Raw genomic sequence first — 23,071 nt, forward strand, 5'->3', positions numbered from 1 at the left:
ATCGTGCCAACACCCAGCGGATGAGCATCTTGAGGGACCCACGCGTTCCGCGAGAGGCACGCCGACCGGCACCCAGGCAGGCGACTTGCGGTTACGTTCCTGCGCTCGACGCCGTCATCTCTGCGACGGCCTGATGGGCCGAGATGAGCGAAGGAGCGAACCGTGAACACTGCACTGTGGGTCGTGGCCGGCGTCCTGGCAACGGCCTTCCTCGTGGGCGGAGTCGCCTTCGTCGTGATGCCCAAGGAGCGGTACCGCGCACTCGGCGGCGCGAACGCCCAATGGGTCGACGACTTCAGCGACGGTCAGATGAAGGTCATCGGGACGATCAAGATCGTCGGAGCGCTCGGCCTGGTCCTGCCCGCACTTGTCGACGTCGCTCCGGTGCTGGTTCCGCTGGCCGCGACGGGCCTGATGCTCTTCATGGCCGGCGCTGGCACCACGCGGTTCCGCCGGAAGGAATGGATCTTCCTGGCGGGCGACCTGACCTTCTTGTCCTTGTTCGCCTTCGTCGCCTGGGGACGCTTCATGGAACAGCCGTTCGCGTGATGCCTCAGCTCTCGCGCGGTGGCTCCGGGAGCTCCAGCTGCGCCAGTCGCCGGGGATCGAGGACCGAGACCATGGCGACGATCCTTCCCCCCACGACGGTGCAGGCCATCAGAGCGCGCGGACGCCCCTTCGTGTCCCAGAGCAGGAAACCCGGCTCACCGTTGACGCGGACGGTGCGTGCCCTCAACGCCCCAGCACCGCGCTGGGCGGCGGTCGCGACCTCGGTGGCACCGATCTTCACGAGCACACCGTGTGCGGTGTGGCTGTGCAGCGTGACGTCCGGGTCGAGCACCCGGAGCAGTGCCTCGAAGTCCCCATGGCGCGACGCCATCAGGAACGCGTCCACCACCGTCCGGCCCTGCTGCCGGTCGGTCTGCTGCGGCATGACCCGCACCTTGCGGCGAGCGCGGCTCGCGAGCATCTTCGTGGCATCGGTGGACTTGCCGACGATCTGGCCGATCTGCTCGAACGGCACCGCGAACACGTCGTGCAGCACGAACGCGAGTCGCTCGGTGGGCCGGAGCGTCTCGAGCACCATGAGCAGGGCCAGCCCTACCGAGTCGGCGAGGACGGCGTCGTCCTCGGGGGTCGGGGCGTCGTCCGCAACCACCACCAGGTCCTGCAGCGAGTCGTCGCGCGGGGACCGCGGTCGGCCCTTTCGGGAGCGCAGCATGTCCAGGCACACGCGACCGACGACGGTCGTGAGCCATCCCCGAAGGTTGTCGATCGAGTCCGGCTCCTGGTGCGCGAGCCGGAGCCACGTCTCCTGCACGGCGTCCTCGGCATCAGCCCATGACCCGAGGACTCGGTGCGCCAGCGCCAGGAGACGTGCGCGCTCACCCTCGAACGTCCGCGCCAAGGCGTCCGGTCGTGGATCTGGTTCGGTCACGTCGCCCTCCCGCTCGCGTGTGTGGTCACGGGGATGACGACCGAGAGGTGGCAGACGTAACGCGACGTGGCGCGCGACTCGCCGTCAGGCGAGTGAAGGTGTGATCCCGCGCAGCGTGCCGGTGAGAACCGCCGGAACTGCATGGCAGCCATTGCACCAGAACGAGCCGCCGCTCACTACGTGGCGACTCACTACGTGGCGACCCGGGCCGGCACGGCATGCGCACTGACATCGGCAGCGCGAAAATTCATCGTGACGACATGGCTGCCGTCTCTGGCCGGCGCGGTCGGAGCTGCCGTCGGCGGCCTCGGCGGACTTGTCCTGACCGCGGCCGCCGGACTCGATGGTGTCGCGGCGCTGGCGGTCATCGGCGTCCTGGCGCTGGTGGTCGGCTGCGCCGCGGGCGGCATCGTGAAGCATCGCGTCGCGCCGTGAAAGGCGAGCATCATGTCTCGTGACGTGTGGTGGAAGGTCCCGCTGACCCTGTTCGTCGCGGGCTTCGTCGCGAAGGTCGTTCTCAGCGTGACCATCAGCGACACAGTCGGTTCGTGGGTGGGCGGAGCTCTCGGGTTCCTTGCGTTTGTCACGACCGTGCTGGCGGCCCGAGCTGACCGGCGCAACCGCAGGCGTCACGGCGTAGCTCCGGCCTCGGAGCGCGACGTCTGAGCAGCCGGCCGTCTGGCTGGCGACCGTCGGAGTCGCTGCACAGTCCGATCAGCGACGCTCGTAGTCCCCGTCGGTGACGTGTTCCAGCCAGGCGACGACCTGGCCGTTCTCGTCAACCCCACACGAGGTAGCGAACGGCGAAGCTCACATGCGGGGCACGGTCGTCTCGACGTCTCGTGTCGACCTCCAGGCCCTTGCAGGGCTCAGGTGTGCGCTTGATCGGACTCCGGCTCGTCGTTGTCGGCGGTGGGGTCCTGCAGTTCGCGCACGAGCGCGAGCACGTCGTTCACCGCCGGGCGCAGCGGCCGCAGGCGCGAGAGCCGGACCAGCCGGTCGACCAGCGGGGCGGTCCGGTTCACCAGATGACGGGTCCTGCGCTGGCCGCGGCTCGGGTCGTGCACCCAGAAGAGGGTCACGCCCATGTGCGCGAGCCACAGCAGCTCGGGCAGCTCGGTGAGCAAGCGGGCGTCCGCCTTGATGTCACTGCCCTCGACGACGGCACGGTAGATCGCGATCGAGGCTTCCCGGGGCTTCCTGCTCTCCGCGCTGAACGGGTTGAGCGGGCTCGTGGGCTGGGCGGCGACGGCGAAGAACCGGCCGGCGAAGCGGTGGTACGGGGCGGCCACCTCGAGGAACGACTCCTCGGCGATCCTCAGCCGGGACGGGAAGTCGCGGACGCCCGCCAGGCGCGCGAGGGACCGGTCGCGGTGCTCGTCCTGAATCCGGTCGTAGAAACCCTGGACCAGGTGCTCCTTGGAGGCGAAGTAGTAGTACGCGTTGCCGAGGCTGACGCCCGCCTCCGTCGCGACGGCCCGCATCGTGGTCTTCTCGTAGCCGCGCTCCTGGAACAGCGCGAGCGCAGCCTCGACGATGCGAGCCCTGGTCTCCTCGCCGCGTCGAGACGGAGCAGCGTCTGTGGGGGCAGCGTCCGTCGGAGCGGCGTCCGTCGGAGCGGCATCGGTCGGAGCGGCGTCGGTCGGAGCGCCGCTCGTGGGGTCGGTCGGTGCGACGGTCATGCTCTCAGCACGACCCCTCGGGCCCCGGGTCGATTCGCTCGACCCGCCACTCGCCGTCGGGCCGGTCCTGCATCCTGACCTGCACGAGGCCCACTCCTCGGTACGGGGCGAGGTCGGCGACGGTGTCCATGCTCACGCCGGTCTCGACGAACACGAGGTCCGTGGCGGTGCGGTCCACGCAGGCCGTGAGCGTCACGATGCTGCCTCCGCTCCGGGACGGGTCCCCGACGTGCTCGATCGCCCGTACGGATCTCACCTGGGTGTCCCCGACTTTCGCGACACCATATCTCCGCATGGCAGCGATCCCGGCGACCTGGTGGTCGAGGTCGTCGGACGGCGTCAGCCGGAGCACGGCGTCGTTGAGCGCCGGATCGCTGAAGCCGGCCTGGAATGCCGCGTCGCTCGCTGCGATGAGGGCCTTGAAGCCGGCCTCCGCCGCCACGACCTCCGGGTCCTCGTCGGAGAGCGCGGGGTCCGACGTCGCCGTGGGGGCAGGTGCTTCGTCGCCGAGCGACACGGACGGTGACGACGTGGCAGGTTCGCCGCTGCGGGACGCGCAGCCGGTGAGGAGGAGAGCCGCCACGAGGAAGCCGGCGGCTGCACGGGTGCCGTTCATGTGTCGACTCCTGGATTCCTGCTGGAGAGGGCGTTCGGGATGCCGAGAGAGGCGAGCTCAGGCGCGAGGGGCGTACGGGCTTCCGTAGGCGGGTGGTGCCGGCGGCCGTCCCTGCCCAGGAACCGGGTAGGCGGCCTGCGGCTGGGCGGGGGCGACGCGGTGTCGGCGGACCTGGCTCAGGGCGAGGACGTTGGCCAGGTGCAGGACCCCGAGCAGGAGCGTGACGGCGCCGAGCTTCGAGGCCAGCGCCTCGATTGCCTGCTGGGCGGAGGTGATCGGCTCGCTCACGCGGAGCATGAGCGAGACGAATCCGAGGTTCACGAGGTAGAACCCGACGACGAGCAGCCGGTTGGTCGCGGCGGCGATCTTCTCGTCACCGTGGAAGACCTCGATGAGGAAGATCTCCCCGTTCCGCGTCAGGGTCCTGGCGACCCAGATCGTCAGCGCGACGCTGACCGCGATGTAGACGAGATAGGTGATGACGGTGAGATTCATCGATCGCTCCTCGGCAGGGATGTCAGCCGCGCCATGCACGTCGGCCGGTTGAACGTGTTCAACAATGCCCACGCTAGACGGGCAGTTGAACATGTTCAAGTGATGCCGATCACGGGCCGAGGGGGACATCGGCGCACACCGAAGCGGTCAGGACGTGCTGCGCAGCGCGTCGTCCGAGGTCAGCAGGACGACATGCCCATCGGGATCGTCGACCATCGCGGCGTAGGGCCCTGACGCCTGCTAGGGAGACATCCGCCCGTGGGACCCGGCGGCGGTCAGCTCCGCGTACATGGCGTCGACCGCGGCGTCGTCGCCCAGGAAGAACTCGAACAGCGATCCGTAGCCCGCACCCGTCGGCAGGCGGTGGTCGGCGTCGTACCTGGCGGCGAACACCGTGTCGAAGAAGATCGTCACGCCGCTGCCCATGCGGTGCAGGACGAACGGCTTGGCATCGTCGGACGACGGGATGTCGAGCCCGAGGAGCCGGTAGAAGCGCAGCGCTGTGGGCATGTCCCGCACGATCATCCCGACCATGCTCAGCTGGATCTCCACGGTCACGCCTCCCGGACGAGGGGAACGCGAGCGACCGCCTCGATCGTGACGACGTCGCTCACTGGTGCTACCGCGCGGAACCGATGCGCTGGAGCAGCTGGACGCCTGGCGTCGAGCCGAACCGACGCGTCACCCTGCATCATCCGACGTCCGCCATGGTCCGACCTTGACGGTCGCCCCAGCAAGCACGTCGAGCGGGTCCGTGAGGACGAGATCGACCACCGGGCCGTCCGCGATGGCGCGGACGGTGACCCGCACCGCGACATCCGGGTCCTGCGACGTCGACATCGCACCCCACCGCACCTGCGCCCCGGCGACTCCCCCAGGCTGAAGGAGGATCGCGGGCGGCACGTCAGGGGCGACGAGATCCGGGAGCTGGGTGACGTCCGGCGTGGGGGTTCCCGACCTGCGGGTGAACGCGAGCTCCGGAATCCCGGACAGGACGCACGGGGCGGCGCCGGTGTGCGTCGCGAGCAGTCCCAGGTAGCGCTGGCCGAGCGCCGCGTCGACGCCGGCCACCTCCACGCGAAGCTCGTCGCCCCGGCACGCTGCGACGCCGGCGAGGTCAGCCGGGGGGTCAGCGGCCGGCTCGGGGACAGGGCCGCCGAGCACCCCGTCCCGCGCGACCTGCTGTGCGAGCACGTGGTACGCCACCGGCGGACCGGTGCGCGCGGTCCCGGCCAGGCGGGACGCGACCTCCGCCCGGCGGGCGTCGTCGTCGGCCTCGACGGTCAGGTCCGGCGACGCGGGCTCGCCACCCCGGAGCACGACACGCCAGACCCCCTCCCACCGAGCCACCTCGGCGGCCAGCGCGACCGCGTCACCGTCGGGCCAGGTGCCGGTCTGCACCTGCTGCACCTCGAACCAGTCGTCGCGCGCCTCGACCGTGGTGACCGGCAGGTGCCGCCCGAGGGTCGCGGCCAGCAGGGGCGCGACGTCGTCCGCCGTGGCCACCGAGACGCGGCCGTCGTCGATGCCGAACCAGACCTCCACCACGCCCGGCACCCGGCGCAGTGCCACCGCGTCGTCGACCAGGGCCGTGTCGCCGCCCGGGGTCACGACGACCGCCAGGGTGCGCTCGGTGTCGTGCACCTCGAGGTGCCACCCGAACGGCTCCTCGGGTGCCGCGGCAGCGAGCACGGCGTCGGCAGCCGCAGCCACCGCATCGATGTCGGCCGCCTCGGCATCCACACCGACGACCCACTGAGCGGGGTCGTCCGCCGGGTCCTTCGCAGACGACGGGTCGGCCGGAGGGACCAGGCTGCAGGTCGCCGTCACTGTGGCCGCCGCCTCCGTTGCACGCTCGCGGACCCGAGCCGCGGCGTCCGTCACGGCAGCAGGTGGGCGCACGTCGCGCCCGTCCGCCACGACCGTGCACGCCGTCGACTCCGACCCGCCGCCGAAGAACGTCAGGCGCACGACCACGGCGCCCACGACGACGAGCAGGACCGCCACGACCGCTATCACGCGCCGACGGCGTGACGCCGCGACGTCACCTGCGGCGTCGGGTGCCGGGGCGTCCGGCGTCGCAAGGGTCACGGCGCGACCCTACGGCGCCGACGAGCGGACGGGGACCGCTAGGCGCAGGTATGAAGGGTGTTCGAGGAAACCCTGGTCACCGCACGGAAGGACGTCCCATGCGACTCGTGGTCACCGAGAACATCACTCTCGATGGCGTCGTCGACCTGTCCGACACGTGGTTCCGACCAGCCGGTGCCGGCGGTGCGCACGACGTCGAGCTCGAGGCAGAGCTGCGCCGGCAGGACGAGACCTGCGACGCGATGCTGCTCGGGCGGCGCACGTTCGAGGACTTCCGCGCCTACTGGCCCCGCCAGCTCGACGACACGACGGGCATCACCGCGCAGCTGAACCGGGTCACCAAGTACGTCGTGTCGTCGACGATGGACGACCCCGGCTGGGCCAACAGCGTCGTCCTGCGAGGCCCGCTCGCCGGTGACGTCTCCCGCCTGCGTGCCGCACCGGGTGCCGACGTGGTGGTCACGGGAAGCGTCAGCGTTGTGCGGGAGCTCGTCGGCTCCGGCGTCGTCGACGAGTACCGGCTGGTCGTCCACCCGGCCATCGCGGGGCACGGACGACGCCTGTTCGACGGGTCCGGTGCGCTCGGACTCGATCTCACGGAGTCCCGCCGTTTCGCCTCCGGCGTCCTCCTGCTCCGCTACGTCCCCGCCTGAGGTCCCGACCAGGGCTCACCCCGATGCTGTGCCCGCCGGGCGGGCCTCGTGCCCGGGGCGTCCGTTCGTCCGTTCGCGCTCCTTGAGCTGCGCCTCGAAGACGTGCCGGCGCCCGCCCAGGGTCGCGTCCCGGACGGACCTCTCCGCGTCGGCGAACGCCGTGTAGTACCCGGAGTCGAACTCCTCGACGAGCTGGAACGTCCAGCGCCCGTCGATCACGTTGCGGCCGACGACCTCGCTCCGCAGTGCCTCGGCCAGATCAGGACGCCCCGCCGACTCGAGCTGGTCGAGAGCCTCGGCGAGCTCCTTGTCGGCCCGGCCGACGAGCCGGTGGAACGCGTAGAGCATCCCGCGTGCGTGCTCGATGACCTCGAAGGCGGCGGTGACGCCTCCGACCGCCTCGACCAGCTGGTCCGAGACGCCCGCAGGGGCAGTGTGGCCCTCGTCCGGGACCTCCGTCGATGGAGTCATCGCCCCATCGTCACCTGGACCCGGCGACCTCGCCCGACCGACGAGCGAAGGGCCCGCCGCCGGGCTGCGCCGGGCAGAGGGTGGACGTACCGTCGAGCGGTGCCCCGTCCCGTGCCGGTCCGTCCCGCGCCCGGGCAGGAGTCCGTGTGGGACTACCCGCGCCCCCCGCGCGTCGAGCGCTGCACCGCCGAGCTCGTGATCCTGCTCGGCGGCGAGGTGGTCGCACGGACGTCGTCCGGGTGGCGGGTGCTCGAGACGAGCCACCCGCCGACCTACTACCTGCCCCGCTCGGCGTTCGCCGCGGGGTCGCTGCGCGCCGCCGACGGGGCCTCCTGGTGCGAGTGGAAGGGGCAGGCGGCGTACCTCGACATCGTCGGCGGGACGGCCGTCGCGCCCCGGGCAGGATGGACGTACCCCGAACCGGCGGCCGGCTACGAGGTGCTCGTCGACGCGATCGCCGTGATGCCCGGTGCCATGGACCGCTGCACCGTCGACGGCGAGGTCGTCCGGGCGCAGGACGGCGGCTTCTACGGTGGCTGGATCACCTCGAGCGTCGTCGGACCGTTCAAGGGCGGACCGGGTACCCGCGGCTGGTGAGCGCCTGCACCGGTCCGGCTCAGCGTCCCGGCTCGTCGACCGACCGCACGACCCGGCACGGCGACCCGACGGCGACCACGCGCGCCGGGATGTCGCGCGTGACGACGGAGCCTGCGCCGATCACGCTCCCCGCTCCGACGGTCACGCCGGGCAGGATCACCACGTTCGCGCCGATCCACACGTCGTCCTCGATCCGCACCGGCCGGGAGAACTGCCAGCCACCGACGCGCTCCTCAGGCACGGTCGGGTGGCCGGCGGTCGAGATCGTGACGTTGGGCGCGATCAACACGCGGTCGCCGATGTGGATGTCGGCGTCGTCGACGAGCACGAGGTTGAAGTTGGCGTAGAACCCGTCCCCGATGTGCACGTGCGAGCCGTACGACACGTGGAACGGGGGCTCGATCCAGATCCCGTCCCCCGCACTCGCGAGCAGCCGGTGCAGGATCTCGGTCCGCAGCGCCGCCTCGCCGGGGCGCGAGTGGTTGAAGTCGTAGGTCAGCTCCTTTCCGGCGACGCGCTCGGCTTCGAGCGCCTCAAGCCCAGGGCCGTAGTCCACGTAGAGCGATCCGTCGTTCAGCTTCGCCCGAACTGCGTCGTACTCGTCCGTCATCGCACGCTCCTCCTGAGGTGTCCGCAGACATGATCCTCGAGACGGCCGTCCGGGTGACGCGAGCGCCCGACGCGGGCGCGGCGTCGTGCCGCAGCGGTACGGTGCCGCGACGAGCGGGGGTGCGAGTGCAGATCGACGGCGACTTCACGCTCAACCTCGGCCCAGCCGTCGAGGTGATCTTCACGATCGTGCCGTGGGCTGTGGGCGCGTACGTCCTCCTCCGGGTCGTGCCCGCGTACCAGCGACGACACCCGTCCGTGCCTGCCGACGGTCCGGTGGTCGCCTATCCACCGGCGTCCACCACGTGGGCGGCGGTCGGGACGGACCCGGGCCTGATCGACCGGCTCGGACTCGGCTACGAGGGCTTGCCCGGGCGCATCGTCGCCACGGACGTCCGGACCCGGGTGTTCGAGGGGTACCTCGCTCTGGCTGCCGTCGTCCCCGAGCGCGTGTGGATCGACCGCCCGAAGAAGCCGTTCTTCCGGCTCATGGGGGTGAGCGTGGCAGGGACGCACACGCTGTGCGCACTGACGCTGCCTGGACCTCTGCCCACCTTCAACCTCCTGTCCGAAGGTCGCCTCGGCAAGCTGGCGTCCGGGGCCGGGATGCGGGACCTGGACACCGAGTCGGCCGCGTTCAATGACCGCCGCCGCGTCCTCGCCTATGACGACCGCACAGGTCACGCCCTGCTCGCACCGAACGTCGTGGCCCTCATGCTCGACGGTCCGTCGGACGCGACGTTGCAAATCATGGGCGACCAGCTGGTGAGCTTCCGGCGAGGCGAGCTCGATCCGGTCGAGGTCGAGGCGCGTCTGGAATGGATGGTCCGCATCGCACGCGCCATACCGTCCTTCGTCTACGCCGACTCGAATGCAGCAATCGCCCCGTGATGCTCAGTCCGGGAGCGTCGTCTGCTCTCCCGGACACCCGGTCGGATGCGCGTCCGAGTGCACCCGCTGGGATGGCTTGGAGGAACCGCCGCGGCGAACGCCGTCGACGGCTACCCCCGCTCCCGCTGCCGGCCACCAAACCTCTTGAGGAACCCCGGAGCCGAGAGGACGATCGAATGCTGTCAGGAAGGGAGTCGCGGCTAGGTAAGGGGGAGCCATGCAACCACCCGACATCCTCGGGTTCCGTGAACGTCTTGCCACGCTGACGCCGAGCGCACCCAGGAACGCGAAGAACGCGCGCGTCAAGGTGCCGCAGGTCGATGTGGAGCTCGACGGTGTGAAGGCCGATCCGCGCAAGATCGCGCTGCACCCCGGCCCCCTGGACTACGTCGTCTCCCGCGACGGCGAGACACTGCACGCCTTCTCCTCGTTCGAGCCGTACTCAGAGTTCCTGCTCGATCTCGTGTCGGACTTTCCCGAGGAGCTCGCGGCTGCCAAGCGAGCACCGGCTGTGAACCCGGCCGCGTCCAGCGGCGGCGCGTTCGGATACATGAACCTGTACGCGGATCCGAACCTGCGAGGCTCTCGCTGGCGGTTCGACACCCAGTGGGGCGCGATTCCCGACTTCCGCCGCGTGTTCCCGGTCTTGTGGTGGTACACGAACATCAACGACCAGGTGACCTCGGTCGACCTGAGCGAGCTGTCGTCGATCAACAACCCGTCAGCGTTCTGCGTCCTCTGCTCCGACATCAACATGGGGGGCTCCAGGCTGTCGTGCTGGAGCCTGCACGTCGAAGCCGACTCCCCCTGGCCCGGGTCCTACCCGGATCTTCGCCGGTACGGATGGGACGACATCGCCTCGTCCATGTTCTACATCGGGTGGGCGACATGACGGCCGCGCGCCGCTCGCACCGCCTCGCCCGTTGACCGCTGCGCGGACGTCCATGCCCGATCCCGGCTGACCTCGACGGGTAAGGTCACCGGCCGTGACGTACATCCTCAGCGACTCGCCGGGCCGCATCGACAGGGAGGCCGTCTGGCGCTTCCTGTCCACCGAGGCGTACTGGGGCCGATGGCGCACCCGGACGGACGTCGACCGCCAGATCGACGGCGCCTGGCGCGTCGTCGGCGTCTACCTCGAGACGACGGGAGAGCAGGTCGGGTTCGCCCGGGCGGTCTCCGACGGTGTGGGCATCGCCTACCTCGCCGACGTCTACATCGACGAGGGGCACCGAGGCCAGGGCCTCGGCCACCGGCTGGTCGCGACGATGGTCGACGACGGCCCCGGGGCTAACTTCCGCTGGATCCTGTTCACGGACGACGCCCACGGCGTCTACCGGGACCACGGCTTCGACGCTCCCGACCTGACCGCCATGGTGCGCCCGAGCCGGCTCGGCTAGTTCTCCGCACCCGGCGGCCGCCGAGCGGCGGAGGGCCCTCCCCCTCCACCGCCCGGCCGGTGGGTCAGCCGACCGTGTGCTCCGCGCTGTCCGTGACGTCGAGCCCGTCGGCGAACCTGGCGGCGATCTCGGGGGTCCAGTTGAGCGTCGCGGGAAGCTGGACCTCGAGGTAGTCCCCGCCGCCCTCGGGCACGTAGACCCCGAGCGTGCCGCTCGGGGTGCCGTCCTCGCCGAGGAGGTCGTACACGAGCGTCTCCTGGCCGTCGACGGTGACCGTCTCGGCCGTCAGTGAGGTCGGCATGAAGTCCTCGTTCACGAGGCTCGCCACGATCCGGCCGACGACCATGCTCGGGTCCGCCCCGTCGTCACCCGCGTCCGCCAGGATCAGGCTGCTCGCATCCGACGACAGGACGTGCCACCCCTCGGGAACCTCGGCGATGGTGAACCCGGGCGGCTGCTCGGCGGTGTACTCGACGAGCTCGGCGGCGGCCGCCGGGGACGCCGTGGGCACGAGCGACGCCCCGAGCGCGACCGTGGCGACGGCGACCACCGCCAGGCCGCTGCCGACGAAGCCCCGGCGGCGGCGACGGGCGTGCGCCCCGCGGGTGACGTCGTCGTCGAGGACGGCGGCCGTGGGCGTCGCGTCGATGTCGGCGGCGGCGCGGGACAGCAGGGTGTGGAGGTCGTTCATGACAGGCTCCCAAGGGTCGTGACGGGGTGGACGGAGGGGGTTGTCGCACCCGCAGGGGTACTGGCGCCCACCGGGCGGGGGTCGTCGTCGTGGAGCAGGGGTCCGAGCCGGCGCCCGAGCTTCTCGAGGCCCCGGGCGGTCTGGCTCTTGACGGTTCCCTGCGTGCACCGGAGCGCTCGCGCGGTGTCGGCGACGCTGAGGTCGTGGAAGTACCGGAGCACGACCGTGGCCCGCATGCGCTCGGGCAGCTCGGCCAGGGCCTCGAACACCAGCCGCGTGTCCTCGCCGACCGTCCCGCCGCCGACCGGGCGGTCCGGCAGCTCGGGGCGCAGGTGCTCGCGCTGCCGCCGGGTCGCACGCATCTCGTCGGTGAACGCGTTCACGAGGACCCGACGGGCGTACGCGGTGCGGTTGTCCGCCGCGCGCAGCCGGGGCCACGCGAGGTAGAGCTTGGTCAGGGCAGTCTGGACCACGTCCTCGGCGGTGTGCGGGTCACCCGCCGTCAGCAGGGTCGCGGTGCGGACCAGCATCGGGCGGTGCTGCGCCGCCCACGTCCGGAAGTCCTCGTCCGGTCTCATGTGCGTGCTCTCTGTGTGCTCATACCCGCTAGACGGGTCCGGCAGCGGGAATGGTTGCACGCCGGCAGGCCGTGACCGCGCAGGCTGTCTCACCCTCTGGCGCCAGCGGGTGAATTCACTTACTGTCCTGTTAGTAAGTCACCCAGGACGAGGCAGCGGAGCCTCTTCCTGATGAGTGACACCGGACTCACAAGGTCGTGATCGTCCCGTGCGCGCAGGTTGACCCCTGCGCGCGCATCCCCTCCCCGTCGCAGCAGCGGCGGTGCCTCCGCCAACCTTCTGCGAGCTCCCAAGGAGCATCACCTATGACCCGATCTGCTGGGACCGCCACCCTCATGGCGCCCACACCTCTGCCACGACGTCTGATCATCATTGTGTTGACCGCGGTCGCGATGCTGATGTCGTACGCGACCATCACCCCGCTCGTCCCCACCGCGCACGCCGCGAGCCCACTGGTCTCCCAGGGCAAGCCCGTGACCGCGTCCTCGGTGGAGAACGCAGGAACGGCCGCGGCGAACGCCGTCGACGGCAACGCCGGCACCCGCTGGGCGAGCGCGTTCTCCGACCCGCAGTGGATCCAGGTCGACCTGGGCGCGACGGTCACCATCGACCAGGTGGTTCTCAACTGGGAAGCGGCGTACGCACGCGCCTACCAGATCCAGGTCTCCACGTCGGCGACCGGACCGTGGACGAACGTCTACTCGACCACGACGGGTGACGGCGGCGTCGACACCCTCACGGTGGCCGGCTCCGGCCGCTACGTCCGCATGAACGGCACCCAGCGCGGGACGGCGTACGGCTACTCGCTGTGGGAGTTCCAGGTCTTCGGCGGCGCCGGCGACCCGCCGCCCACCACGTGCAACACGGGCGTGAACTCGGCGCTGAACAAGCCATCGTCGGCGTCGTCGACGGAGAACGCCGGCACGCCCGCCGCGAGCGCCTTCGACGCCAGCACCACGACGCGCTGGTCCAGCGCCGCCTCCGACCCGCAGTGGGTCCAGGTCGACCTCGGCAGCACGCAGAGCATCTGCCGCGTGGTGCTCAACTGGGAGGCGGCGTACGGCCGCTCCTACCAGGTCCAGTCGAGCGACTCCGCCACCGGCCCGTGGACCAACCTCTTCACCACGACGACCGGTGACGGCGGCATCGACACCCTGACCGTCAACGGCAGCGGGCGCTACGTGCGCATGACCGGCACCGTCCGCGGTACGGGCTACGGCTACTCGCTCTGGGACTTCCAGGTCAACCTAGGTGGCACCGTGACTCCTCCCACCACCTGCGCCGCCCAGCCGACCGTTCCCGACTTCGGCCCGAACGTGCGCATCTTCGAGGACAGCACGCCGGACGCCACGATCCAGACGTCGCTGAACGAGGTGTTCGAGGCCCAGAAGGACACGCAGAGCCACCAGTTCCACGACCGGCGTGACGCGCTCCTGTTCAAGCCCGGCTCGTACAACGTGTACGCGAACATCGGCTTCAACACCTCGATCCAGGGCCTCGCGCAGAACCCCGACGGCGTGACCATCAACGGCGCCGTCACGGTCGACGCGTTCAACGCGAGCGACGCCGGCAACGCGACGCAGAACTTCTGGCGCAGCGCCGAGAACATGACGATCAACACGAACGGTGGGCGCAACCGCTGGGGCGTGTCCCAGGCCGCACCGTTCCGCCGGATGAACGTCAACGGCGGCCTCGACCTGTTCCCGGCGTCGTACGGCTGGTCCTCGGGCGGCTACATCTCGGACACCCGCGTCTCGGGGTCCGTCGAGTCGGCGTCCCAGCAGCAGTGGTACAGCAAGGACAGCACGTTCGGCAGCTGGAGCGGTTCCAACTGGAACATGGTCTTCTCCGGCGTGAACGGCGCACCGGCGACGAACTTCTCCACCGCACCGAGCGGCGTGCACCACACGAACGTCGGCTCCACGCCGGCTACGCGTGACGTCCCGTACATCTACTTCGCCAACAACGAGTACCGCCTGTTCCTGCCGAGCCTGCGCACCAACGCGAACGGTCCTAGCTGGGCCGTCGGCGCGCCGACCCCCGGCACGTCCGTCAGCTTCAGCCAGGTGTTCGTGGCACGCCCGTCGGACAGCGTCGCGACGATCAACGACCGCATCGCCGGTGGCTGCCACGTCGTGTTCTCGCCGGGCGTCTACAACCTCACCGCGCCGATCGTCGTCAACCGGCCCGACACCGTCCTGCTCGGCATGGGCTACGCCACGCTGGTCCCGCAGGGGGGCGTCACCGCCATCTCGATCGGTGACGTCGACGGTGTCCGCGTCAAGGGCATGTTCATCGATGCCGGCACCACCAACAGCAGCTCCCTGATGACGGTCGGCACCACCGCGGGGATCGGCACCGACCGTGCCGCCAACCCGGTCACCGTGCAGGACGTCTTCTTCCGCATCGGCGGCCGCGTGGCCGGCAAGGCAACCAACTCGCTGGTCGTCAACAGCAGCAACACGATCGTCGACCACACGTGGATGTGGCGCGCCGACCACGGCAACGGCGGCACCGTCGGCTGGACGATCAACACTGCCGACACCGGTCTCGTCGTCAACGGCAACAACGTCCTGACGACCGGCCTGTTCGTCGAGCACTACCAGAAGAACGAGGTCATCTGGAACGGCCAGGGCGGGCGGATCATCTTCTTCCAGAACGAGAAGCCGTACGACCCGCCGAACCAGGCCGCGTGGATGAACGGCTCGACCCAGGGCTACCCGTCGATCAAGGTCGCGAACAACGTGACCTCGTTCCTGGGTCAGGGTCTCGGCAGCTACGTGTTCTTCCAGGCGGACCCGACGGTCAACCTCTTCAACACGTTCGAGGCGCCCGCGAACGCGAACGTGCGCTTCCAGAACATGGCCGTGGTCTCCCTCGGGGGCGTCGGGAGCATGTCCCACGTCATCAACGGCACCGGCCCGGGGGTGAACAGCGGCACGAACAACGCCTACATGCTGAGCTACCCGTGACGAGAGGCATCACTGTCGTCACGAGACGCAGCAGGTGACGTGCGCCGGCCGGCCCTGACGGGCCGGCCGGCGTTTCCTTGCGTCTGTGCGGAAGCCTCGGGCACAGTCGCATGAGGCGCGGTTCAGCGGCCCGCGCCGGATGCAGGCACCGACGCGGGCTGTGTCCCCCACACCAGGATGCAAGGCCGAGCTGGGCGCCAACTCGCCACGTCCGAGCGTGAACACATTTAGGGAGCGCTCTCTGAATCGGATCCCGACCGCAGACAATCGAGCGGGTGAGAGACCGCGGGTTTGTGCGGCAATCACCGTCTCAGCATTGAGAGAACGCTCCCTGAGCGAGTACGGTGCGCTATGCCCATTTCGTCCGATCTCGGAGGAATCGTGAACAGCACACCCCAGCGGACGGCAGCGTCGCCGGCTGCAACAGGACCCGGCCGGACGTTGCGCGGACGCCGTGCGGTGGCCGTCCTGACGCTCGCCGTTGCCGGCGCGCTCGCCGTGACCGTCGGACCGCTCAACGCAGCCTCCGCAGCGGAGACCGTCACGGTCCAGGCGGAGTCGTACAGCGCGCAGTCGGGCGCCCAGACCGAGGACACGGGCGACGCGGGCGGCGGCAGGAACGTCGGCTGGCTCGCCGACGGCGACTGGCTCCGGTACGACAACGTCAACCTCGGGCTGGCGGGCGCCCACAACGCCACCCTGCGCCTGGCCTCGGCGAGCAGCGCCGGCGGCACCGTGGAGCTGCGCGCGGACTCACAGACCGGCCCCCTGCTGGGCACGTTTGCCGTCTCGTCCACGGGCTCGTGGCAGACGTGGACGACCAAGACCGCGAGCTCGATGACGATGGCCACCGGTGCGCACACCGTCTACCTGGTCATGCACAGCCCGCAGGCCGGCGACTTCGTGAACCTCAACTGGTTCACGATCACTGCCGACGAGTCGCACACGATGCCCCCGATGCCGACGGCGGGCTGGATCTCCGTCGACCCGGTCAAGCAGGCCGCCGACACCAAGGCGTTCTTCGCGCTGACACCCAAGCCCATCACCAACAACCCGGTGCGGGTCCCCGAGTTCCACGCCCTGTGCCAGGTGAGCCACCACCTGAACGACGACCCGATCGTGTTCCCGAACCAGCCCGGCGCCTCGCACAACCACACCTTCCTCGGGGCCACGACGACCAATGCGGCCACGACGCTCGCCTCCCTCAAGGCCGGCGGCACCAACTGCAACCCGGTCGAGGACAAGTCGGCGTACTGGGTCCCGACGCTCTACTCGAACGGAACGGCCGTGGACCCCGTCGGTGGGGTCATCGTCTACTACGGGTCGAGCGTTCCGGACCCGAGCCGTGTGCAGCCCTTCCCTGAGGGCTTCCGGATGATCGTCGGCAACGCCAAGCAGCAGACGGACACCCCGGACAAGCAGGGCAACCACTTCTGGTGCGCGGGCATCGGCGGGGCCACCGGCCGGACCGCGGACGGTGTGATGCCGATCTGTGCGCCGACCGCCCAGCTCACCTACCAGCTGGTGTTCCCCCAGTGCTGGGACGGCATCCACCTCGACAGCCCCGACCACAAGGCCCATGTGGCGAACCCTGTTGCGGGAGGCTGCCCGACGACCCACCCCGTCGCGCTCCCGCACCTGTCGTTCGTGATGTCCTGGCCGCTCGGCATGGACACGACGAACGTCACTCTCGCCTCGGGATCGACGTTCTCGATGCACGGTGACTTCTTCAACGCCTGGGATCCGGCCGCCCTGGCCCAGCGGGTGCGGACCTGCATCAACCAGTCCGCGAAGTGCAACGCTGCGGGCGGCTTCTGACCCGTCGTGACCCTAGGGAGACCCGGTCCGGCCACTGGCCGGGCCGGGTCTTCCGGTGCCGGGCCTCCTCACCGCCCAGCTCATCCGAGGAAGGAGTCGATCGCCGCCCAGGTGGCCGCAGGTGCCTCGAGGTGGGGGAGGTGACCCGCCGCCGCGATCTCGACGAAGGTCGCCCCGGGCACCGCCGCGGCGACGGCCCGCCCGTAGGCCGGGGTGACGACACGGTCGCTGGCACCCCACACCACGAGGGTGGGGACCTTGACCACCACGAGGCGGTCGAGCAAGGTCGGGTCACTCATGCTCGTGCCCGCCACGGCGCGCATGGTCTTCCCGTTCTCCTGCTGCATCGCACGCTGCTCGTCGGTCAGGCGGGCCGGATCCATGAAGCCGCGCTCGGGGTCGTGCCACGCAACCTCTGCGAGACCGCGCGCGTCCAGGGCGAAGAAGTCGGCGATCGGCTCACCGTCGACCACGGCTCCCACGGTGTCGACCACCACGAGGGCGCCGATCACGCCGTCATACCGCTCGTGGGCTGCGGCCTGCACGGCCATCTCGAGGGCGATCCAGCCCCCGATCGACGAGCCCACCACGACGACGTCGCGCTCCCCACGGTCGACGAGCCGCGCCAGGTACGCGTGCGCGAGGTCGGCGACGGAGGCCACGGACTCCGGCCGGGGCGTTCCGTCCCAGCCGGGGTGCGTGGGTGCGAAGGCGTGCAGGGTCGCCGCGAGCTGCCCGACGATCGGCGCGACGGTCCGAGGTCCGCCGCCACCGTGGAGGACCAACGCAGGTCGCGCGCTGGGGTCGCCGGCCTCGAGGAGGGGGACGTCTGCAGGGAGGATGCTGGTCATGATCCGCCTAACTAAACATATTGATGTAAACGTGTTGATACCGTAGCACCATGACGACGGACCTCGCGCTTCTCGGGCACGCGCTCAAACGCGCGCAGTACCGGAACCACCGCACCATGGACGCCGCCCTCCGCGACGTCGGCGTCAGCCTCGTGCAGTGGGATGCCCTCCGGGCCATCGACCGGATGCCCGACGCGTCGAGCCACGACCTCGCCGTCGCCACGTTCCAGAGCGACCAGGCGTTCGGGACGCTCGCCACGCGGCTCGTGGAACGCGAGCTCATCCTGCGCTCGGCGGGACGCGGGCGCCGGCTCGTGCACACCCTCACCGACACCGGTCGGGCCGCACTCAAAGGTGGCCACGAGGTGGCAGCGGGTGTGCTCGAGGAGCTTTTCGCACCGCTGGACGAGGAACAGCGCAGCGATCTGATGCAGGCGCTCGCCGCTCTCACCGCGCAGGAGTAAGGCCCCGGTACGGGGCGGCCCGCTCGTCGTCCTGCCCAACGACACGCGCACGAGCGACCACGGTGCCGACGGAGCGGCGCGTCGTCGTCACGAGCAGGTTGACCTCGGCTACCCCTCGGACCACGGTGTCGGCGCCGGTTCGACGGAGTGTCGTCCTGGGCCGTCAGGGGCGGGGCGCAAGCGGATGGCGAGGATGGCGACGTCGTCCTGGGGGTACGGCGGCAGCATCTCGGTCAAGAGCTGGTCGCAGAGCGTCTCGAGCTCGAGCTCGGCGAGCGGGCCGAGGGTGGAGCTCAGTCGATCGAGGCCGCGCTGAAGTGGCTGGCTGCGGCTCTCGACGAGGCCGTCGGTGTACAGGAGCAACGTCGCCCCCTGGGTGAGCTCGAGGGTGGACTCCTGCCGGTCGGTGTCCGGCTGCACGCCGAGCAGAAGGTCCGAGCGGGCGTTCTCGATCGTTGTGACGGCACCGTCTGGGGCCACCAGCATGGGCGGGGGGTGACCGGCGTTGGACCACCGGATCGTGGCCGAGCCGGTGGGTGAGCCGGCGGCGCGCGGCTCGATCTGGGCGACCACGGCGGTGGCGATCGCGCGCGAGTTCAGGGTGCGCAACGTCTGGTCGACCCGAGTGAGCAGGTCGCCGGGTGCGGCGCCGGTGGCCACGGCGACGGCCCGCAGCTTGGAGCGCAGCTGACCCATGGCGGCGGTCGCGCGCAGGTCATGGCCGACGACGTCGCCGATGACGAGCACGGCGTGCCCGTCGGCCTGCATGAAGGCGTCGTACCAGTCGCCGCCGACGTGGGCGGCCTCGGCGGCGGGCACGTAGCGGACGGCGACCTGGACGTGGTCCGGGTGGGCCGGTGCGCTGAGCAGGGACAGCTGCAGGCCCTCGGCGACCCGGCGCTGCTGCTGGTAGAGGCGAATGTTGTCGAGCGCGAGACCGGCGCGGGTGGAGATCTCCTGGGCGAGGATCAGGTCCTCTGGGCTGATGCCTCCACGGCTGACCGAGTTGAACATGGTGACCAGGCCGGTCGTGCGGCCCCGTCCGCGCAGGCCGAACAGCAGCCCGCTGTCCGGGGCGAGCTCGGCGAGCAGGTCGCGCGCCTCCCCGGGAGGGAGGCTCGCACCGATGCTCTCGGCAGAGCCCGCGGGTACGGCCATGACCTCGCCGGACTGCAGCGCGCGCCTGACGTACGGGGTGTCGACGGCCGCCTCGCCACGAGCCTTGACGTACCGCTCGACGAGGGGCAGAGCGGCCGGGTCCGTGTGGGCGCAGGCCACCTCCTGAACCAGGCGCGCACGGCCGGTGTCGTGCTCGTCCACGGACGTCACCACGCACCAGTCCGCCAGCTCGGGCACCAGCAGCCGGGCCAGGCGCTTCAGGCCCTGCTCGGTGTCGAGAACCTCGGCCAGCTGGGCCGTGACCTCGCCGAGCAGAGCCGCACGTCGCGCCTCACGGGCGTCATGCAGCTGAGCCTGGCGGCGGGCGGTGACGTCCTGGAAGTACACGGCCAGCCCGTCCGGTCCGGGCCAGGCGCGCACCTCGTAGGCCGTCTCACCGTTCAAGGAGCCGGGCGCCTCGAACGTCACCGACTCACCGGTCGCGACCGCAGCGCGGTAGTTCCGCTCGAAGGCGGTTCCGACGACGGCCGGGTAGCGCTGCCACAGGCGCTGGCCCAGCAGTTCCGCGCGCGTCGCGCCCAGGAGCGCCTCCGCGGCGGCGTTGACGTAGCTGAACCGCCAGTCGGCGTCCACGAGGAACATCGCCGCGGGCATCGCCTCCAGCAGACGAGCGACCCGCCCGTCGTGCGCGTGATCGTGATGCACCGTCCACCTCCACCGCACGCCGCCCGAGGTCCGGTCCTGGCGAAAATGCTAGCCCGCGACCTGACTCCACGCCCGAATCGCGTGTGCGAGCCCGGTCAGCTCGACGGACGGCGTGATCGCCGCCGTCGCACGCGTCGCCCATCTCTCGAGAAGTCGTCGTGCGGCAAAGGGCTGAAGGGCTGGGCGCGCGACGAGGGCCGCTGAGAGCCAATGGCCTGGAGTGCTTCGTCGACGGCGGGGCCCGGACCGTCAGAGGCGGCGGATCCAGAGGAAGCCGAACCCGGCCAGCACGAGTGCGAGGCCGACGAACATGGACAGCTCGATCCACTGGAACGTCCAATACCGGTCCGCCGGTTGATGGGTGTACTCGAAGTGCAGGTCCTGCGCGACGACGCAGGCGTCGCCGGCCGCCATGTCCTCGGGAAGGAGGCAAGGCTTCGCGTCCTCGCCCGTGTAGGAGGAGCCGTCCGCCTTGGACAGCGGCGCCGAGAAGTCCAGCGACCAGCTGCCCTCGGCGACGTACCCCTGCAGGTCGAAGGTGTCGTCCTCATTCAGGCGCATCCCGACCCCGCTGTTCAGGACGGCGGCGTCAACGGCGACAGTCGTCGTGACGGCCGGTACGAGGTGCTGTCTCACGGCTGTCGGGACGAGGAGCTGGACGGCCGCGAAGACGACGAGGGTGACCGCCATGGCCGGCAGGGTGCGCCGAAGCACCATGCCGATCACGCTGCCCAGAACGAATGCGAACAGCGCGTACCCGATCGGCACGAGATTGCGCGACGCGAAGCCCAAGGCCGCGAAGCGCCCACCGACCACCTGGTCGTACCGGCTCACGCTCCAGGTCAGCAGGAGGCTGAAAAGGCCGCTCATCGCGGCACCGCACAGGCCGACGACCAGCAGCTTGACCGCCAGCCACCGGCGACGCGTGATGCTCTGGTTCCACACCAACCGCTCGGTGCGCTGCTCGAGCTCCTGGGCCACCAGCGGCGCACCCCAGAAGACGCCGATCAGGCCGGGGACCGCGAGGAGCAGCACCATCGCGACCGACACCCCGTCGTCGAAACCGGCCCGCAGGTCCCACCGTGCGAGGTAACAGGCCTGCCCCTCGCAACCGGCGATCCGCTCGTCGTAGAAGCGCCGGATCGAGCCGCCCAGGCTGACGAGGTAGACCGCGAGCGCTGCCAGCGCGACCGATGCGACGAGAAGCTGCGCACGGGCCTGCCGCCAGGTCAGCCAGGTCATCGGACCGCCCCCGTCACGGCTGCCGGGACCGCCGTCGTGGCCCGGGTCAGGTAGGCAAGGGTCACGTCCTCGAGGTCGACCGGCTCCGACCTCGCAGGCTCCTGCGCGGAGCGGACGATCATGACCGACTCGCCGCCGCTCGTCTCGGCATGGATCACCTCGGCCCCGGCCGGCAGCTGAAGATCCTCGCCCGGGCGACGGGTGATGCGGTGGTGGACGCCGAGCAGGTCGGCGACGTCGCCGGCGAGCTCGGTGCGGCCGCCGGCGAGCACGACGAGGTGGTCGCAGACCTGCTCCACGTCACCGAGCAGGTGCGACGAGAGCACGACACTCACCCCGAGCTCGTCGACGAAGTCGAGCAGGTCACGCAGGAAGGCGCGCCGCGCGAGCGGGTCCAACGCGGCCACCGGCTCGTCGAGCACCAGCAGCTCGCCCCGCTTGGCCGCGGCGATCGTCAGCGCCAGCTGGGCCCGCTGGCCGCCCGAGAGCGAGCCGGCCTTCTTCCCTGGGTCCAGCCCGCGCTCGCGCGTCCGCCGCACTGCGAACGCGTCGTCCCACCGCGGGTTCAACCGTGCGCCGAGCACGAGGTGCTCAGCCACGGTCAGCCGACCGTAGACCGGTGCGTCCTGGGCGACGAACCCGACCCTCGACAGCTGCTCGGCACCGGCGGCGGGCCTACGCCCGAGCACCTCGATGCTCCCGCTCGTCGGCGCGACCATGCCCGACATCAGCCCGAGGAGCGTCGACTTGCCCGCGCCGTTGGGGCCGACCAGGCCGACGATCCGGCCCTGCGGGATGGCCAACGTGCAGTCGTCAAGGGCCAGATGGCGGCCATAGCGCTTGGTGAGCGCGGTCGTACGGATTGCCACAGTCATTGGTCTCCCCGCCTTCTTTCCTGGGCTGGTGCTCTCAGTGACACTTCTTAGGCGGGGCACGGTCACAGCACGGTCCGCGCGGCTGTGACCCGACCGTGACCGGTCGATCGCTAGCGTCGGCCCGAGCAGCCGAGCGGTCACGCGGAGGAGGATTGTGATGCGGGTGCTCGTGGTGGAGGACCAGCCCGACCTGGCCGACTCCGTCGCGCGGGTGCTCCGGCGCGAAGGCATGGCCGTCGACGTGGCCTATGACGGCGGGGCGGCGCTGGAGCGGGTGACGGTGGTCCCGTACGACGTGGTCGTGCTGGACCGTGATCTGCCGGTGGTGCACGGGGATGACGTCTGTCGCACGCTCGTCGACCGCGGATCGACGAGCCGCGTGCTCATGCTGACCGCGTCGGGCACCATCGCGAGCCGGGTGGATGGGCTCGGACTGGGCGCCGACGACTACCTGCCCAAGCCGTTCGCGTACGCCGAGCTGGTCGCCCGGATCCGAGCGCTCGCCAGACGCTCGCAGCCGTCCGCGCCGCCGGTGCTGACCCGCGGTGACCTGCGCCTCGATCCGGCACAGCGGACCGCGTCACGCGCCGGGGCCCGTCTGCCCCTCAGTCCGAAGGAGTTCGCCGTGCTCGAATACCTGATGACCTGTGCCGGCCGGGTCGTGTCTGCCGAGGAGCTGCTCGACCGGGTCTGGGACGAGGCGACCGACCCGTTCACCACGACGGTGAAGGCCACGGTCAACAGGCTCCGAGCCAAGCTCGGCGACCCGCCGGTCATCGAGACGGCGCCCCGAGCCGGGTACCGGATCTGACC

At 70.6% G+C, this 23,071-nt stretch carries 26 protein-coding genes; 12 read left to right on the plus strand and 14 right to left on the minus strand.

Annotated features, from left to right (window positions below; genetic code table 11):
- Window positions 1–162: 162 nt before the first annotated feature.
- Entirely contained in the window at window positions 163–549 is a 387-nt protein-coding gene (locus tag N553_RS0106080; protein ID WP_028045786.1) for a DoxX family protein, read from the plus strand.
- Between the two features lie 4 nt (window positions 550–553).
- Here N553_RS0106080 and N553_RS0106085 read toward each other — a convergent pair whose 3' ends face one another.
- On the minus strand, window positions 554–1,438 hold the full coding sequence (locus N553_RS0106085) for a sigma-70 family RNA polymerase sigma factor (protein ID WP_034620711.1): 885 nt from the start codon (window positions 1,436–1,438) through the stop codon (window positions 554–556).
- Window positions 1,439–1,690: 252 nt separating this feature from the next.
- Between N553_RS0106085 and N553_RS0106090 the strand changes: the two genes are divergently transcribed.
- Together N553_RS0106090 and N553_RS0106095 are read left to right on the plus strand one after the other, a co-directional pair.
- On the plus strand, window positions 1,691–1,873 hold the full coding sequence (locus tag N553_RS0106090) for a hypothetical protein (protein ID WP_028045788.1): 183 nt from the start codon (window positions 1,691–1,693) through the stop codon (window positions 1,871–1,873).
- A 12-nt stretch (window positions 1,874–1,885) separates the two neighbouring features.
- Window positions 1,886–2,104, plus strand: coding sequence for a hypothetical protein (locus tag N553_RS0106095; protein ID WP_028045789.1), 219 nt, complete (start codon window positions 1,886–1,888; stop codon window positions 2,102–2,104).
- Window positions 2,105–2,307: 203 nt separating this feature from the next.
- On the opposite strand, the gene N553_RS0106100 is transcribed toward N553_RS0106095, so the two are convergent.
- The 5 genes from N553_RS0106100 to N553_RS0106120 form a co-directional block, all read right to left on the minus strand.
- Window positions 2,308–3,120 carry a TetR/AcrR family transcriptional regulator gene (locus N553_RS0106100; RefSeq protein WP_081844389.1) on the minus strand — a complete coding sequence of 271 codons (813 nt, stop codon included), beginning with the start codon at window positions 3,118–3,120 and terminating at the stop codon, window positions 2,308–2,310.
- Between the two features lie 4 nt (window positions 3,121–3,124).
- The gene (locus N553_RS0106105; protein ID WP_028045791.1) at window positions 3,125–3,736 is read right to left on the minus strand and encodes a hypothetical protein; all 612 of its coding nucleotides are present in this window, start codon (window positions 3,734–3,736) and stop codon (window positions 3,125–3,127) included.
- Between the two features lie 57 nt (window positions 3,737–3,793).
- Window positions 3,794–4,231 (minus strand): hypothetical protein, encoded by a 438-nt coding sequence (locus tag N553_RS0106110; protein ID WP_028045792.1) that lies wholly within the window; start codon window positions 4,229–4,231, stop codon window positions 3,794–3,796.
- 240 nt (window positions 4,232–4,471) lie between these two features.
- Window positions 4,472–4,789 (minus strand): VOC family protein, encoded by a 318-nt coding sequence (locus N553_RS21390; protein WP_051639864.1) that lies wholly within the window; start codon window positions 4,787–4,789, stop codon window positions 4,472–4,474.
- A gap of 123 nt (window positions 4,790–4,912) precedes the next feature.
- Window positions 4,913–6,322: a DUF4232 domain-containing protein gene (locus N553_RS0106120; protein WP_028045793.1), complete on the minus strand. Its 1,410-nt coding sequence runs from the start codon at window positions 6,320–6,322 to the stop codon at window positions 4,913–4,915.
- 98 nt (window positions 6,323–6,420) lie between these two features.
- Between N553_RS0106120 and N553_RS0106125 the strand changes: the two genes are divergently transcribed.
- Entirely contained in the window at window positions 6,421–6,975 is a 555-nt protein-coding gene (locus N553_RS0106125) for a dihydrofolate reductase family protein (protein WP_028045794.1), read from the plus strand.
- Window positions 6,976–6,990: 15 nt separating this feature from the next.
- On the opposite strand, the gene N553_RS0106130 is transcribed toward N553_RS0106125, so the two are convergent.
- Window positions 6,991–7,446 (minus strand): hypothetical protein, encoded by a 456-nt coding sequence (locus tag N553_RS0106130; protein ID WP_028045795.1) that lies wholly within the window; start codon window positions 7,444–7,446, stop codon window positions 6,991–6,993.
- Window positions 7,447–7,545: 99 nt separating this feature from the next.
- On the opposite strand from N553_RS0106130, the gene N553_RS0106135 reads away from it, so the two are divergent.
- Complete coding sequence (locus N553_RS0106135) at window positions 7,546–8,043, plus strand: DUF427 domain-containing protein (RefSeq protein ID WP_028045796.1); 498 nt, start codon at window positions 7,546–7,548, stop codon at window positions 8,041–8,043.
- A gap of 19 nt (window positions 8,044–8,062) precedes the next feature.
- On the opposite strand, the gene N553_RS0106140 is transcribed toward N553_RS0106135, so the two are convergent.
- Window positions 8,063–8,653: a sugar O-acetyltransferase gene (locus N553_RS0106140; RefSeq protein ID WP_028045797.1), complete on the minus strand. Its 591-nt coding sequence runs from the start codon at window positions 8,651–8,653 to the stop codon at window positions 8,063–8,065.
- Window positions 8,654–8,682: 29 nt separating this feature from the next.
- On the opposite strand from N553_RS0106140, the gene N553_RS0106145 reads away from it, so the two are divergent.
- The 3 genes from N553_RS0106145 to N553_RS0106155 all read left to right on the plus strand — a co-directional run bounded on the left by N553_RS0106145 (window position 8,683) and on the right by N553_RS0106155 (window position 10,943).
- The gene (locus N553_RS0106145; protein ID WP_028045798.1) at window positions 8,683–9,543 is read left to right on the plus strand and encodes a hypothetical protein; all 861 of its coding nucleotides are present in this window, start codon (window positions 8,683–8,685) and stop codon (window positions 9,541–9,543) included.
- A gap of 217 nt (window positions 9,544–9,760) precedes the next feature.
- Entirely contained in the window at window positions 9,761–10,435 is a 675-nt protein-coding gene (locus tag N553_RS0106150; RefSeq protein WP_028045799.1) for a hypothetical protein, read from the plus strand.
- Between the two features lie 94 nt (window positions 10,436–10,529).
- Window positions 10,530–10,943, plus strand: coding sequence for a GNAT family N-acetyltransferase (locus N553_RS0106155; protein WP_028045800.1), 414 nt, complete (start codon window positions 10,530–10,532; stop codon window positions 10,941–10,943).
- A 64-nt stretch (window positions 10,944–11,007) separates the two neighbouring features.
- Here the strand turns inward: N553_RS0106155 and N553_RS0106160 are convergent, their stop codons facing one another.
- Entirely contained in the window at window positions 11,008–11,634 is a 627-nt protein-coding gene (locus N553_RS0106160) for a hypothetical protein (RefSeq protein WP_028045801.1), read from the minus strand.
- Complete coding sequence (locus N553_RS21395; protein ID WP_051639865.1) at window positions 11,631–12,212, minus strand: SigE family RNA polymerase sigma factor; 582 nt, start codon at window positions 12,210–12,212, stop codon at window positions 11,631–11,633. Before N553_RS21395 ends, N553_RS0106160 begins: the two co-directional genes overlap by 4 nt.
- A 305-nt stretch (window positions 12,213–12,517) precedes the next feature.
- On the opposite strand from N553_RS21395, the gene N553_RS0106170 reads away from it, so the two are divergent.
- Both N553_RS0106170 and N553_RS0106175 read left to right on the plus strand, forming a co-directional pair.
- Window positions 12,518–15,184, plus strand: a complete 2,667-nt coding sequence (locus N553_RS0106170) for a discoidin domain-containing protein (protein WP_156043716.1) — start codon at window positions 12,518–12,520, stop codon at window positions 15,182–15,184.
- Between the two features lie 381 nt (window positions 15,185–15,565).
- Complete coding sequence (locus tag N553_RS0106175) at window positions 15,566–17,002, plus strand: DUF1996 domain-containing protein (RefSeq protein WP_197029922.1); 1,437 nt, start codon at window positions 15,566–15,568, stop codon at window positions 17,000–17,002.
- A gap of 80 nt (window positions 17,003–17,082) precedes the next feature.
- Here the strand turns inward: N553_RS0106175 and N553_RS0106180 are convergent, their stop codons facing one another.
- The gene (locus N553_RS0106180) at window positions 17,083–17,853 is read right to left on the minus strand and encodes an alpha/beta fold hydrolase (protein ID WP_028045804.1); all 771 of its coding nucleotides are present in this window, start codon (window positions 17,851–17,853) and stop codon (window positions 17,083–17,085) included.
- A gap of 50 nt (window positions 17,854–17,903) precedes the next feature.
- On the opposite strand from N553_RS0106180, the gene N553_RS0106185 reads away from it, so the two are divergent.
- Entirely contained in the window at window positions 17,904–18,317 is a 414-nt protein-coding gene (locus N553_RS0106185; RefSeq protein ID WP_028045805.1) for a MarR family winged helix-turn-helix transcriptional regulator, read from the plus strand.
- A gap of 108 nt (window positions 18,318–18,425) precedes the next feature.
- Here N553_RS0106185 and N553_RS21400 read toward each other — a convergent pair whose 3' ends face one another.
- From N553_RS21400 to N553_RS0106200, 3 genes are all read right to left on the minus strand, one after another.
- Window positions 18,426–20,141 carry a SpoIIE family protein phosphatase gene (locus tag N553_RS21400; protein ID WP_051639867.1) on the minus strand — a complete coding sequence of 572 codons (1,716 nt, stop codon included), beginning with the start codon at window positions 20,139–20,141 and terminating at the stop codon, window positions 18,426–18,428.
- Window positions 20,142–20,390: 249 nt separating this feature from the next.
- The gene (locus tag N553_RS0106195; RefSeq protein ID WP_028045806.1) at window positions 20,391–21,383 is read right to left on the minus strand and encodes an ABC transporter permease; all 993 of its coding nucleotides are present in this window, start codon (window positions 21,381–21,383) and stop codon (window positions 20,391–20,393) included.
- Complete coding sequence (locus N553_RS0106200; protein ID WP_028045807.1) at window positions 21,380–22,258, minus strand: ABC transporter ATP-binding protein; 879 nt, start codon at window positions 22,256–22,258, stop codon at window positions 21,380–21,382. Before N553_RS0106200 ends, N553_RS0106195 begins: the two co-directional genes overlap by 4 nt.
- A gap of 157 nt (window positions 22,259–22,415) precedes the next feature.
- On the opposite strand from N553_RS0106200, the gene N553_RS0106205 reads away from it, so the two are divergent.
- The gene (locus N553_RS0106205; RefSeq protein WP_028045808.1) at window positions 22,416–23,069 is read left to right on the plus strand and encodes a response regulator transcription factor; all 654 of its coding nucleotides are present in this window, start codon (window positions 22,416–22,418) and stop codon (window positions 23,067–23,069) included.
- Window positions 23,070–23,071: the final 2 nt, after the last annotated feature.

Source organism: Cellulomonas sp. URHE0023 (assembly GCF_000688475.1).
In the GTDB taxonomy this organism is placed as follows: domain Bacteria; phylum Actinomycetota; class Actinomycetes; order Actinomycetales; family Cellulomonadaceae; genus Cellulomonas.

Excerpts from the sequence above, each read along its gene's own strand:
- N553_RS0106095 (WP_028045789.1), top strand. The coding sequence starts at position 1,886 with ATGTCTCGTGACGTGTGGTGGAAGGTCCCGCTGACCCTGTTCGTCGCG.
- N553_RS0106100 (WP_081844389.1), bottom strand. The coding sequence starts at position 3,120 with ATGACCGTCGCACCGACCGACCCCACGAGCGGCGCTCCGACCGACGCC.
- N553_RS0106105 (WP_028045791.1), bottom strand. The coding sequence starts at position 3,736 with ATGAACGGCACCCGTGCAGCCGCCGGCTTCCTCGTGGCGGCTCTCCTC.
- N553_RS0106110 (WP_028045792.1), bottom strand. The coding sequence starts at position 4,231 with ATGAATCTCACCGTCATCACCTATCTCGTCTACATCGCGGTCAGCGTC.
- N553_RS0106125 (WP_028045794.1), top strand. The coding sequence starts at position 6,421 with ATGCGACTCGTGGTCACCGAGAACATCACTCTCGATGGCGTCGTCGAC.
- N553_RS0106130 (WP_028045795.1), bottom strand. The coding sequence starts at position 7,446 with ATGACTCCATCGACGGAGGTCCCGGACGAGGGCCACACTGCCCCTGCG.
- N553_RS0106140 (WP_028045797.1), bottom strand. The coding sequence starts at position 8,653 with ATGACGGACGAGTACGACGCAGTTCGGGCGAAGCTGAACGACGGATCG.
- N553_RS0106145 (WP_028045798.1), top strand. The coding sequence starts at position 8,683 with ATGATCCTCGAGACGGCCGTCCGGGTGACGCGAGCGCCCGACGCGGGC.
- N553_RS0106150 (WP_028045799.1), top strand. The coding sequence starts at position 9,761 with ATGCAACCACCCGACATCCTCGGGTTCCGTGAACGTCTTGCCACGCTG.
- N553_RS0106160 (WP_028045801.1), bottom strand. The coding sequence starts at position 11,634 with ATGAACGACCTCCACACCCTGCTGTCCCGCGCCGCCGCCGACATCGAC.
- N553_RS21395 (WP_051639865.1), bottom strand. The coding sequence starts at position 12,212 with ATGAGACCGGACGAGGACTTCCGGACGTGGGCGGCGCAGCACCGCCCG.
- N553_RS0106170 (WP_156043716.1), top strand. The coding sequence starts at position 12,518 with ATGACCCGATCTGCTGGGACCGCCACCCTCATGGCGCCCACACCTCTG.
- N553_RS0106180 (WP_028045804.1), bottom strand. The coding sequence starts at position 17,853 with ATGACCAGCATCCTCCCTGCAGACGTCCCCCTCCTCGAGGCCGGCGAC.
- N553_RS0106185 (WP_028045805.1), top strand. The coding sequence starts at position 17,904 with ATGACGACGGACCTCGCGCTTCTCGGGCACGCGCTCAAACGCGCGCAG.
- N553_RS0106195 (WP_028045806.1), bottom strand. The coding sequence starts at position 21,383 with ATGACCTGGCTGACCTGGCGGCAGGCCCGTGCGCAGCTTCTCGTCGCA.
- N553_RS0106200 (WP_028045807.1), bottom strand. The coding sequence starts at position 22,258 with ATGACTGTGGCAATCCGTACGACCGCGCTCACCAAGCGCTATGGCCGC.
- N553_RS0106205 (WP_028045808.1), top strand. The coding sequence starts at position 22,416 with ATGCGGGTGCTCGTGGTGGAGGACCAGCCCGACCTGGCCGACTCCGTC.